The 12,493-nt window shown below is 56.7% G+C and carries 10 protein-coding genes; all 10 read left to right on the top strand.

The features are described 5' to 3' along the window. Nucleotides 1-187: 187 nt before the first annotated feature. Nucleotides 188-1,819, top strand: coding sequence for an ABC transporter ATP-binding protein (locus AC6I8T_RS13030; RefSeq protein ID WP_208724090.1), 1,632 nt, complete (start codon nucleotides 188-190; stop codon nucleotides 1,817-1,819). A 127-nt stretch (nucleotides 1,820-1,946) separates the two neighbouring features. After that, complete coding sequence (locus AC6I8T_RS13025; RefSeq protein ID WP_021182825.1) at nucleotides 1,947-2,420, top strand: MarR family winged helix-turn-helix transcriptional regulator; 474 nt, start codon at nucleotides 1,947-1,949, stop codon at nucleotides 2,418-2,420. 131 nt (nucleotides 2,421-2,551) lie between these two features. After that, nucleotides 2,552-3,883, top strand: a complete 1,332-nt coding sequence (locus AC6I8T_RS13020; RefSeq protein WP_497833985.1) for an NAD(P)/FAD-dependent oxidoreductase — start codon at nucleotides 2,552-2,554, stop codon at nucleotides 3,881-3,883. A gap of 51 nt (nucleotides 3,884-3,934) precedes the next feature. Continuing rightward, nucleotides 3,935-5,617 carry a peptide ABC transporter substrate-binding protein gene (locus tag AC6I8T_RS13015; protein ID WP_021182827.1) on the top strand — a complete coding sequence of 561 codons (1,683 nt, stop codon included), beginning with the start codon at nucleotides 3,935-3,937 and terminating at the stop codon, nucleotides 5,615-5,617. A gap of 55 nt (nucleotides 5,618-5,672) precedes the next feature. Next, on the top strand, nucleotides 5,673-6,623 hold the full coding sequence (locus AC6I8T_RS13010; protein ID WP_021182828.1) for an ABC transporter permease: 951 nt from the start codon (nucleotides 5,673-5,675) through the stop codon (nucleotides 6,621-6,623). Nucleotides 6,624-6,632: 9 nt separating this feature from the next. Next, nucleotides 6,633-7,517, top strand: a complete 885-nt coding sequence (locus AC6I8T_RS13005; protein WP_021182829.1) for an ABC transporter permease — start codon at nucleotides 6,633-6,635, stop codon at nucleotides 7,515-7,517. 11 nt (nucleotides 7,518-7,528) lie between these two features. Further along, nucleotides 7,529-8,851 carry an NAD(P)/FAD-dependent oxidoreductase gene (locus AC6I8T_RS13000; RefSeq protein WP_497833984.1) on the top strand — a complete coding sequence of 441 codons (1,323 nt, stop codon included), beginning with the start codon at nucleotides 7,529-7,531 and terminating at the stop codon, nucleotides 8,849-8,851. Between the two features lie 102 nt (nucleotides 8,852-8,953). Further along, nucleotides 8,954-9,121: a hypothetical protein gene (locus AC6I8T_RS12995; RefSeq protein WP_497833983.1), complete on the top strand. Its 168-nt coding sequence runs from the start codon at nucleotides 8,954-8,956 to the stop codon at nucleotides 9,119-9,121. A gap of 325 nt (nucleotides 9,122-9,446) precedes the next feature. Beyond that, nucleotides 9,447-11,726: a catecholate siderophore receptor Fiu gene (locus tag AC6I8T_RS12990; RefSeq protein WP_208724095.1), complete on the top strand. Its 2,280-nt coding sequence runs from the start codon at nucleotides 9,447-9,449 to the stop codon at nucleotides 11,724-11,726. Between the two features lie 71 nt (nucleotides 11,727-11,797). Beyond that, nucleotides 11,798-12,475, top strand: a complete 678-nt coding sequence (ybiX, locus tag AC6I8T_RS12985) for a PKHD-type hydroxylase YbiX (RefSeq protein ID WP_021182833.1) — start codon at nucleotides 11,798-11,800, stop codon at nucleotides 12,473-12,475. Nucleotides 12,476-12,493: the final 18 nt, after the last annotated feature.

The raw sequence follows: 12,493 nt of genomic DNA, 5'->3' as shown, positions 1-12,493 counted from the left end.
GGTGAGGGTATCAGCGTACACCACCGCCCAGGCAAATAAGTAAAACCTATTATTTATTCTCAACCTTTCTGTGTCATTTTCCCTTCTTAATTTAAAAATTAAATTCATCCTGCTGGTCAATTCCGTTATTTAACCGCTGGCTTAGATACTGAAAAAATTATTTTTCTGTGCAACCAGGAGCGTCAATATGGAAAAGCCTGACAACATCGCCCCATTATTTTCCGTGCGCCAACTTTCGGTGGCGCTGCCCGCCGGGATGGACCGTCGCTTTGCGGTGGAAAATCTCAGCTTTGATCTGTGGCCGGGAGAAATTCTCTGCATTATCGGTGAATCCGGCTCGGGCAAATCCGTGACCGCCCATGCTGCTATGGGCCTGTTACCCAAAGCCCTGCGCGTGCAGGGTGGCGAGATCCTGTTGCGCGGCACCAATCTGCTGCAACAAACGCCGGAACAGTTGCGCCAGCTCCAGGGCAAAACCCTCGCCATCATTTTCCAGGACCCGCTGTCGGCCCTCAACCCATTGATGACCATCGGCGAGCAGATCGCGGAGGTGATGCTGGCGCACAACGTTGGCACTGCCGCGTCACGCCAGCAAAAAGTGCTGGCGCTGTTGGAAGAGGTGGGGCTGCCGGAGCCCGATAAAATCCAGCATCAACATCCGTTTCGCCTCTCCGGCGGGCAGCGTCAGCGGGTGATGATCGCCATGGCGCTGGCGCTCGACCCCGATGTGCTGATTGCGGATGAACCCACCACGGCGCTCGATGTCACCACACAGGCACAAATTCTGCGTCTGATTCGTGGCCTGCAACAGCGCAAGGCGATGAGCGTGATGTTTATTACCCACGATTTTGGCGTGGTGGAAGAGATTGCCGATCGGGTGATTGTGATGGAGAAGGGCCATATGGTGGAGTCCGGCCCGGCGCAGCAGGTGCTTAACGCGCCGCAACATCCCTATTCGCAAAAGCTGATTGCCGCCGTGCCCCGCATGCATGCCGGGGAAAAAGACATACGTAATACGCCAACGGTATTGCAGGTGAAAAACCTGGTAAAAACCTACCGCAGCGACGGCGGCTGGCTGAGCCGCAGCCGCGAAGTGAAGGCGCTGAACAACGTCAGCTTCAGCCTCAATAAGGGTGAAACTCTCGGTATTGTCGGGGAGTCCGGTTCGGGCAAATCGTCGCTCGGGCGGGTGCTGCTGAAGCTGTTGGCGGCCGATAGTGGCGAAATCCTGTTTGATGGCCGTGATATCCAGCCAATGAAAGAGAACGAATTCCGCCCGCTGCGCCGCTATATCCAGATGATTTTTCAGGATCCGTTTGCCTCGCTCAACCCACGTCACACCATTGGCACCATTCTGTCGGCTGGGCCGCTGGCGCTGGGTGGCATGACACCGCACGAAGTCGAACGCAAGGCGAAACAACTGTTGCAACGGGTTGGGCTGGATGCCAGTGCCTGGAACCGCTTCCCGCATGAGTTCTCCGGTGGCCAGCGCCAGCGTATCGGCATTGCGCGTGCGCTGATGTTCGATCCGGTGCTGCTGGTGGCTGATGAGTCGGTGTCGGCGCTGGATGTGTCAATTCAGGCACAGGTGCTGGAATTGTTGCGCAGCATTCAACAGCAAACCCAGGTGGCGATGATTTTTATTACCCATGATTTGCGCGTTGCCAGTCAGATTTGTGACCGCATCGCGGTGCTGTTCAAAGGTGAAATTGTCGAGCAGGGCACACCACAGGCGGTGTTCCGTGAGCCGCAGCATCGCTATACCCAACAGTTGGTTAGCGCCATTCCCGGTCATGCCGAAGAGCGGGTGGCATCTTAAGTGAAATTGGAAAAAGCTATGACAAAAGTCGTTGTCATTGTCCACTATCTCACCAATACTGGAGGAAAGTTTGTACTGCCCTAATCCCTTCTTCTGAGACGTTTTTTTCAGTTATGTGGAGCGCAGAATGACAAAACCAGCCGTACCTGCCGTTCCGCAACAGGCCACCGACGTGGATTTGGGACCCTTGGGTAATATGCTGAGTTTTTACATTCGCAGCATCAATATCGCCGTGTCGCGCGACCTTGACCAGCAGCTGGCCGGACTCGAAGTGGCGCGCGGCACCGGCAAAATCAGCACCCTGCTGGTGGTCGACCGCCACCCCGGTATTCGGCCTTCGGTGATTGCCGATGTGATCCAGCGCGACCGTTCCGCTATGGCGCGCCTGCTCGACCAGATGGAACAACAACAGTTGCTGAGGCGCGAAGCTGATCATAGCGATAACCGCTCTCAGGCATTGTTTCTTACCGAACATGGTCAGGCGCTGGCACAGCGTGTACGTGAGCTGACACAGCTACAGGAAGATCGTTTTTTTCAACGGCTGACGGCGAGAGAAAAACAGACCGTCATCCGTTTATTAAAAAAAGTCTTACAGCCGTAACGCAGTAATAAAATCGGATGATTACGGTGGGGAGAAATTAATTTTCCCCGCACGGTGAACTGTTGCCGAAATATCGCTGCGTGCGTCTGATGTCGGAAATTAATAACCGTCAATAACCTGTGGGAATAATTATGCCAGGTCCGTTTGTAGTACCCGTGCACGGCGATGTGACATTACCGGAAAAAGTCGATGTGGTGGTGATTGGCGGCGGCATTATTGGCTGCGCTACCGCGCTGGAAATTGCTGAGCAGGGCGTCAGTGTCGCACTGTGCGAAAAGGGCGGCATTGGTCATGAGCAGTCAAGCCGCAACTGGGGATGGGTGCGACTGGCACGGCGTGATCCGCGTGAAGTGCCGCTGATGGCTGAATCGCTGCGACTCTGGCAGCAACTGGATCAGCGTTTACAGGCGGATACCGGTTATCGGCGTGCAGGCATCACCTTTAACTGTGCTAACGACCAGGAATTCAGTGAACTGCAAAACTGGTCGCGCCATATGGATGGCACCGGCTTTCGTGCTGAGATGCTGGATCGTGACGGGGTCGCGAAACTGTTTCCCGGCCATAAAGTGCAGGGCGTTGGTGCACTCTACACCCCGGATGATGGCCGCGCCGAGCCGCAGAAAGCGGCCCCGGTCATTGCCGAAGCGGCGCGTCGCCACGGCGCTCATATTCTGACGGAGTGCGCGGTGCGCGGCATTGAAACCAGCGGTGGGCGGATTTCCGGGGTGGTAACCGAACGCGGTGCCATCGCCTGCCAGACGGTGGTGCTGGCAGGAGGCGCCTGGTCCAGTTTGATGGCACAACGTTTTGGCCTTTTTCTGCCGCAGCTCAAGGTATTAAACAGCGTGGTGCGCACTGAGCCACTGCCCGGTGGCCCGGAAGCGGCATTCTGGACACGCGATTTTGCCATTCGCAAACGTCAGGACGGCGGCTACTCCATCGCCTCCGGTCATGAAAGTGAAGTGGATATTGTGCCGGACAGCTTCCGCTTTGCGCGTAACTTCCTGCCTGCGCTGCGCCATGAATGGGGTTCGTTGCGGCTGCGGCTGACCGGACGTTTCTATGACGAGTGGCGGATGGCACGCCACTGGCATCTGGATGAACCCAGCCCGTTTGAGTACTGCCGCGTACTGGACCTGCCGCCGTCGAAAAAACTCACCAATAACGTGCTGGAGCAACTGAAGCAGCAACTGCCGGCGCTGGCCGGACTGAAGGTGGCGCAACGCTGGGGCGGATGCATCGATGTGCTGCCCGACGCCATTCCGGTGATTTCCCATGTTGACCGCTATCCCGGCCTGGTGATGGCGACCGGCTTCTCGGGTCACGGCTTTGGCATTGGTCCGGGAGCCGGGCGTCTCACCGCCGATCTGGTGCTGAACCGCACGCCGGTGGTGGACCCGAAAGCGTTCCGTTTTTCACGTTTCACTGATGGTTCGAAGATTGAAATTATGACCGGCTACTAACTCTGATTGCCGCTGCGCGGCGTTGTGTTTCTGTTCACCTGAGGAAAAACGATGAGTGATAAGTTTGCAGATTCCCTGCCAAAAATTTCCCGTCGGCAGGCGCTGGTGTATCTGGCCTCCGGCACCGCCGCGATGGCGCTGCCAGGGCTGTTTGGCAGCAATGTCGCACGCGCGGCGATGACCGGAGCAGCCGGTAGCGGTGGACAGATGGTGGTCGGATTCTCGCAGGAACCGACGGTGTTCAACCCGTTGATGCCGCATATCGAGGTGGATGACGGTCTGCATTTCAGCCTGTTTGATCCGCTGTTCGGCGTTGATGAGAAAGGTAACTTCACCCCGGCACTGGCGACCGAAGTGCCAACCCAGGCTAATGGCGGCATCTCTGCCGATGGGCTGAATTTTCATCTCAAACTGCGCGATGGCGTGAAGTGGCACGATGGCCAGCCGTTCACTGCGGAAGACGTGAAGTTCACCCTTGAGTTGCTGGTGGACCCGAATTTCCGCAGCTGGAGCCGTTCCGGACATGAACTGGTGCGTGATATCACCATTGTCTCACCGACTGAAATCAAATGGCGGATGGAGAAACCCTATTCGCCTTACACCTCGATCCTCGCCGCCACCTTTATCATTCCCAAACACGGCTTTGCCAACGTGCAGGACAAAAACACCGCGCCGTTTAACAGCGCGCCGATTGGCACCGGACCGTTCAAGTGGCAGCAGCGCGTGCCGGGCGATCATATCGAACTGACCGCTAACAAAGAGTACTACGGTGATGGACCGAAGCTCGACCGTCTGATTTATAAGTACATCCCGGATCTCAACGTGATGTATACCCAGTTTGTCTCTGGCGATATCGATATCGCCGGGTTGCAGTGGATTTCAGCCGACCACTACGACGAGGCGAAAAAATTACCGGGGAAAGTGGTGGACGTATTCCAGAGCGCCACCATTGAGAACTTTGCGTTTAACCTCGCCCGTCCTCAGTTCCAGGACCCGGCCGTGCGAGAGGCGTTGTATTACGCCATTGATAAACAAACCATTATTGATGCGCTTTACTACGGACTGCCGAAACCGACCGAAACCTATATGCCGCGTCAGTCGGCCTATTTCAACGCCTCCCTCCCGGCACACGAATTCAATCTCGACAAGGCCAAAGCCCTGCTGGATAAAGCGGGCTGGAAACCGGGAGCGGGCGGTATTCGCGAAAAGAATGGCGTCAAACTGTCGTTTACCAACTCCACCACCGCTGGCAACCATCTGCGCGAACAGATGCAGCAGTTTATGCAGCAGAGCTTCCAGGAGATTGGTGTGGAGATGAAGATTTCCAACCTGCCACCGGCGGTGATGTGGGGGGATTACTGGATGCTGTCGAAGTTTGACAGCGCCATTGTCGGCCTGAATTACCTCACCGGCTCTGATCCCGATACTGCCACGTATATGCGTTCTGATGCCATCCCGGCGCAGGGGGGCGCGGGGCAGAATGTGTTCCAGTACAAAAATCCCGAAGTGGACAAACTGCTGGCGCAGGGCAGTGCCGAGTTCGCGCCGGAGCAACGCAAAGCGGCTTACCTGCAAATCCAGTCGCTGGTGCGGAAGGACATGCCATTCCTGACGCTGTTCAGCTTTGCCAACGTGCGCGGGCACAAAGAGGGCGCGGAGAATATCACGCCCAACATCAACGTGCGTATCGATAGCTGGAACGCCAACACCTGGTACTGGGATAAGAAAGCCTGATTCCATTCACAACGTGCGTGACGGGCAGGAAGCCGTCACGCCGGGGAGGAGAGCCGTGGGCGCATTTCTGTTACGACGTTGCGGTCAAAGCATCATTTTGTTGTTCCTGGTATCCATTATCGGTTTCGCTGCCCTCAATCTGGCTCCGGGCGGGCCGTTGTCGCAATACGCCTTAACACCGGGGATGACCCAGGAGGCGATGCAGCGTATCGCCACACAGATGGGGCTGAACCGACCGTTGCCGGTGCAATATTTCGACTGGCTCAGTCATCTGCTGCGCGGTGACTGGGGGCGTTCATATCGCGATGGTCAGCCGGTCCTGAGCATCATTTTTTCGCATCTACCGGCGACGTTGTTGCTGATGTGCACCTCGATGGTGTTCTCGATCGCCATCGGTGTCTGGATCGGTATTCAGAGCGCCATCAAGCGCGATAGCCTGTTTGATCGCTTTGCCACTATGGGCGCGATGGTGGCGTTGTCGATTCCGACCTTCTGGTTCGGGCTGGTGGCGATCTACTTCTTTGCCCTGAAGCTGCAATGGCTGCCCGCCGGGAATATGTACACGGTGGGCGATGGTTCGCTGCTGGATGTGCTGCGCCATCTGGTGTTGCCGGTGCTGGTGCTGACCTTTGTTGATGTGGCGATCTGGAGTCGTTATATGCGCACCGCCACGCTGGAAGTGATCAATCAGGATTTCATCAAAACCGCGCGGGCCAAAGGGGTGCCGCCACGTCGCGTGCTGCTGAAGCATGTGGTAGGCAATGCGCTGTTACCGATGATCACCCTCGCCGGGATGCAGCTGCCGACCATTCTGGGCGGCGCGCTGGTGGCGGAGACGGTGTTTACCTGGCCGGGCATGGGGCGTCTGTTTCTCGATAGCCTGGGCTACAGCGATTATCCGGTGGTCATGGGGCTGCTGATGTGCTCGGCGATTCTGGTGCTGATTGGCAACCTGCTGGCGGATGTGATCACTGCGCTGGTCGATCCGCGTATTCGTCCCGCTTAAGGAGGCAAGATGGCATCTTCTGTGATTACGCCGCCGGTAACGCCTGTGCGCTGGCTACGCAACCGCACCTTACAACGCTTTGTGCGCCATAAACTGGCCTGCGCCAGCTTGTTGCTGATTATCCTGATGGCGCTGGCCTGCGCGTTTGGCCCGTCGCTGCTGCCGTTTGATGACTTGCATATTGACCTGCGTGCACGCTTCGCACCGCCGTTGACTGGCTGGCACTGGCTCGGTACCGATCCGCTCGGGCGTGATTTGCTGGCGCGCCTGTTGATGGCCGGGCGTATTTCGCTGCTGGTGGGTTTCTTTGCCATGGTGCTGAGCATCATGCTCGGAACCCTGGTCGGCATTGTGGCCGGCTACTACGGTGGTCGTGTCGGTGCCGTGCTGATGCGTATCGTCGATGCCTTTCTGGCCTTTCCCAGCGTGTTTCTGTTGCTGGCGCTGGCGGCGTTTATCAAGCCCGATCCGGCAATGATCACGGTGATTATCGCCGTCACCAGTTGGATGGAAGTAGCGCGTATCGTTGAGGCCGAGGTGCGCTCGTTGCGTGAACGTGAATACATCCTGGCGGCACGGATGCTGGGGCTTTCCGGCCGCTGGATTATGTTCCGTGAGCTGCTGCCGAATGTGGTCGGGCCGATTATCGTGGCAGCCACGCTGACGGTGGCGCGCGCCATCCTGCTGGAAGCCTATATCAGCTTTCTCGGTTACGGTATCCAGCCGCCGTTGCCCAGTTGGGGCAATATGCTGAACGGCGCGCAGCAGTATCTGATCCGTGCGCCCTGGCTGGCGCTGGTGCCGGGCATCGCCATTACGCTGGCGGTGACCTGCTTTAACTTCATTGGTGATGGGCTGCGCGATGCGCTGGACGCCCGCAGCGACAAAGAGTGAGGTGATGCGCAATGGCCCGATTCTCCCCGTTCGAAGATTCGTTGTGGTTTGCCACGGCGGCACCCGCGCCTGACTTGCCCTCCTTGCAGGGAGAACATCGCGCGGATGTCTGCATCGTGGGTGGTGGTTATACCGGGCTGACCACCGCGCTGACGCTGGCAAAACAAGGCGTGAAGGTCATGCTGCTGGAAGCTCAGCAGGCGGGATTTGGTGGCTCCGGGCGCAATGCCGGGCACTGCACCCCAACGTTTACCCATTTCTCGCTGCCGGAACTGCGTCGCTTGCTGGGGGAGCCCTGGGCCGAGCGGTTAATCAGACGCCAGACCCAGGCCAATCACCAGGTCAGCGCGATGATCCGCGATTATCACATTGATTGTGAATGGCAACAGAACGGCTATCTCCAGGCGGCGGCGCGACCGGGTGCGATGAAGTTGATTGAGGAAAAAGCGCGTCAGTACAACGCGGTTGGGGCGCATACCGAAGCGGTGGATGCGGCGCAGGCGGAGCGCATCAGCGGCAGTCCGCGTTTTTATGGTGGCTGGTTTCATCATGAAGGGGGACATCTTAATCCGCTCGGCTATGCGCGTGGTCTGGCGCGGGCCGTGGGGCAGGAGGGCGGCGAAGTTTACTGTGCCTCTCCGGTTAGCGAGGTGAAAAAGCAGGGAACAGCCTGGCAGGTGATCACACCACAAGGTCATGTGCTGGCAGATAAAGTGATTTTCGCCACCGGGGCGTACACCGTGGCCGGCTGGCCACAACTGGAACAGAGTTTTCGCATCATGCGGGTGTTTGTCGCCGCCACTCAGCCACTGGATGCGGCACTGCGCAGCAAGGTATTGCCACTAAACACCACTATTCATGACGGTCGTGGTGATATCTATGTCTACAAATATAACCAGCAAGGGCGCATCGTCGCCTCAATGTTCCCGATGGGGCGGCGTGGGCGCGAGATGAATTATACCCATCAGGTGATGAGCGATCGCCTGTGCTGGCTGCATCCGGCCATCGGGCAGCCGCTGCGCTGGGACTATTTCTGGTACGGCGAGCTGGATATGCAGCAACGAACCATTCCGCGTTTATATCAACTGGCACCCGGCGTCGTGGCGCTGACGGGCCTCTCCGGGCGTGGCGTACCGACCGGCAGTATGCTCGGCGGCATTCTGTCGGAGTGGGCGCTGGACATGCCCGTGAGCGAGTTGGCACTGAAGATTGAACCGTTGCATAAAGCGCCGTTCTGGATGGGTTTTGGCCCGCAATTGACGTTGCGTTATTACCGCGCGCGGGACTGGCTGCGTTGTCGTATCGAAGGTGCTGCGCTGCCCCCGCATGCCTGACGTTATATGCAATTTGTAGCATTGAAGCGCAGAACTTCTTGTTTTGGTTATATGGCGGATTGCGCTTAACTGACAGGGTCAAACATTTCTGGAGAACTGCCGATGAAAAAGTTACTGCTACAGTGGTTTAATCGCCTGGTGGAGCCACAGTCTGCCGGGGTCGAACAAGACGAGGTGGATTTCAATAAACATATTGAGCTGCTGATCCCGGTAAGCCAACTGTATGGTATTGAATTTCATCCGACGGTTTACCGTTACTATGAAAGATGAATGCTTCCATCTGTGATGACGCGCGATAAATCGCGCCGCTACGTATCGCTCGAAACCGTAGCTGCGCGATTTATCGCGCTTTTTTTTTTGCCCATTTCTGACGAATTTCTGCACATTGTTTAAATAATTCTTACAAACCCTCCTCACTTCCTTCAATTGTATTGAATTCGTAATGTTAGCGTAAAGAAATGTGTTTCCTTACCGTTGCGCTCATGCAAAAATACGAAAGTAAATGATAACCATTCTTCTTATCATTTGAGGTGCGGGCCATTTTGTACGGCCCGTTGTGCGCGTCAATAACTACAACGAACCCACACTTTTCAAAATGGATAAAAATCGCAACCTGCCATTTGGCAGCTTTAACTCGCTGACCTTGTTTACCGGGCTGTGCATCGGGATCTCGCCAGCCGCCGCGCTGGCCGCTGACAACACCACCAAAAAGAACGACGATACCCTGGTGGTGGAGGCACAAACGCCTTCACTCTATTCTCCTGGCGTATCCGCCGATCCTAAATTTACCCAACCGCTGGTGGATACCACCCGTACCATCACGGTGATCCCTGACCAGGTGATTAAAGATCAGGGTGTGAATAACCTGACTGATGCACTGAAAAACGTTCCGGGTGTCGGGGCGTTTTATGCCGGGGAGAACGGCAGTTCATCGACCGGCGATGCGGTGTATATGCGTGGCATGGATACCTCCAACAGCATCTACGTTGACGGTATCCGTGATATTGGCAGCGTGACGCGCGATACCTTTAACACCGAGCAGGTGGAAGTGATCAAAGGCCCGTCAGGCACCGACTATGGCCGTAGCGCGCCGTCCGGCTCCATCAACATGATCAGCAAACAGCCGCGCCTTGATACCGGCCTGGATGCGTCGGTCAGCGTGGGTAGCGCCTGGATGCGTCGTGGGACACTGGATTACAACCAGGCGATCAGCGATAACGCTGCGTTCCGCCTCAATTTAATGGGTGAAAAAACCCATGATGCCGGTCGCGATAATATCCAGAATGAACGTTATGGCGTGGCACCCTCATTGGCGTTTGGCCTTGATACCTCTACTCGCCTGTACCTCAATTATCTGCACGTTCACCAGAACAACACGCCGGACGGCGGCATTCCGACCATCGGGCTGCCGGGCTACTCTTCGCCTACCGCAGCGTCCTCAGCGCTGAATACGTCTGGCAAAGTCGCGACCAGTAACTATTACGGCACCGATTCAGATTTCGATAAATCCACCACCGATACGGTGACCATGCGTTTCGAGCATGACCTGTCGGATAGCACCACCATCCGTAACACCACGCGCTGGTCACGGGTGAAGCAGGAGTATCTGCTGACGGCGGTGATGGGCAGCACCATTGGCATGCCGAACCCGAACGATGTCAGCACCTGGACCTGGACGCGTAACGTCAACCTGAAAGACGTCAGTAACCGCATCCTGACCAACCAGACCAATATCACCTCGAAGTTCTTTACCGGTTCGGTCGGGCATGATGTCAGCGCCGGGGTAGAGTTTACTCGTGAGAACCAGACCAACTACGGTGTCACCCCGATTACCGCACCTGTCGTGAATATCTACCATCCGATCAGCAGCATTTCGCTGGGTGGGTTGAATCGCAACGGTGCTAATGCCAACGGCCAGACCGACACCTTTGGTATCTACGCCTTCGATACGCTGGCGATCACCAAAAACTTTGAGCTGAACGGCGGCATTCGTCTCGACAATTATCACACCGATTATGACAGTGCCACCGCCTGTGGTGGCACCGGACGTGGTGCGCTGGCCTGTCCGGCGGGCGTGGCGACCGGTACGCCGGTTACCACAGTCGATACCGCGAAATCAGGCAATCTGGTCAACTGGAAAGCCGGTGCCCTGTATCGTCTGACCGAGCATGGTAACGTCTACGTTAACTACGCGATTTCCCAGCAACCGCCGGGTGGCAGCAACTTTGCGCTGGCTGCGGGTGGCACCGGCAATAGCGCCAACCGTACCGATTTCAAACCGCAGAAAGCCAAATCCAGCGAAGTGGGCACCAAGTGGGAAGTGTTGGATAAACGTTTGCTGTTGAATGCGGCGCTGTTCCGTACCGATATTGAGAACGAAGTGTCCGCCAATGACGATGGCACCTACTCGCAATACGGTAAGAAACGTGTTGAAGGTTATGAGCTGTCGGCCACCGGCAATATCACCCCGGACTGGCAGGTGATCGCTGGTTATACCCTGCAACATGCTTCTGTAACCGAGGGCGCCAGCGTGGCGCAGGATGGTTCATCGGCGCTGGCGTATACGCCGAAGCACGCCTTCACCCTGTGGACCAACTATCAGGCCACCGATGCACTGTCAGTGGGAGCCGGTGCACGTTATGTTGGCAGCCTGCGTCGCGGTAGCGATGGTGCGGTGGGCACGCCAGACCACACCGAAGGATACTGGGTAGCAGACGCGAAGCTGGGCTATAAGGTGAATAACAACCTTGATTTGCAGCTTAACGTCTACAACGTTTTCGACACCAACTATGTTGCCTCCATCAACAAGAGTGGTTACCGCTACCATCCGGGTGAGCCGCGTACCTTCCTGTTGACGGCTAACGTGCATTTCTAACGGCTGTAGCGGCGCGATAAATCGCGCCGCTACCTATGTGCTAATCCCACGTTTTAAGAGAGAACAACGCGATGATGTATCACATTCCTGCCGTGCTCACGCCGGAAGAGGTCGCCAGTTTCACCACGCTGCTGCAACAGGCCGAGTGGGTAGATGGCCGGGTAACGGTCGGCAGCCAGGGTGCCACCGTGAAAAATAACCAGCAGATCGACACCCGTACGCCGCTCTATGATCGGTTGCAGGCGGCGGTGTTGCAGGCATTGAACAACAACCCGCTGTTCTTTTCCGCCGCGTTACCACGCAGCATTTCCACACCGCTATTCAATCGTTATGAGCAGGGGGAAACCTACGGTTTTCATGTCGATGGGGCGGTGCGTCACAACGGCGCGGCAGGCTGGATGCGCACCGATCTTTCCGCCACGCTGTTCCTGTGCGAACCAGAGAGCTATGACGGTGGCGAACTGGTAATTGAAGACACCTACGGCCAGCACAAGGTTAAACTGCCCGCCGGGCATCTGGTGTTGTATCCCTCCAGCAGCCTGCACTGCGTGACACCGGTGACGCGTGGCGCGCGTGTCGCATCATTCCTGTGGATTCAGTCGATGGTGCGCGATGACAAACAACGCGCAATGTTGTTTGAGCTGGACCGCAATATTCAGAGCCTGAAAGCGCGTCACGGCGACAGCGAAGAATTGCTGTCGCTGCTGAATATGTATCACAACCTGCTGCGTGGCTGGACCGAGGTGTAGCGGCGCGATTTATCGCGC

Source organism: Pantoea sp. X-Soil-OKNW-556 (assembly GCF_059730695.1).
Note: the sequence above shows the minus strand (reverse complement) of the source record. Positions and strands in the feature narration are given on the sequence as shown.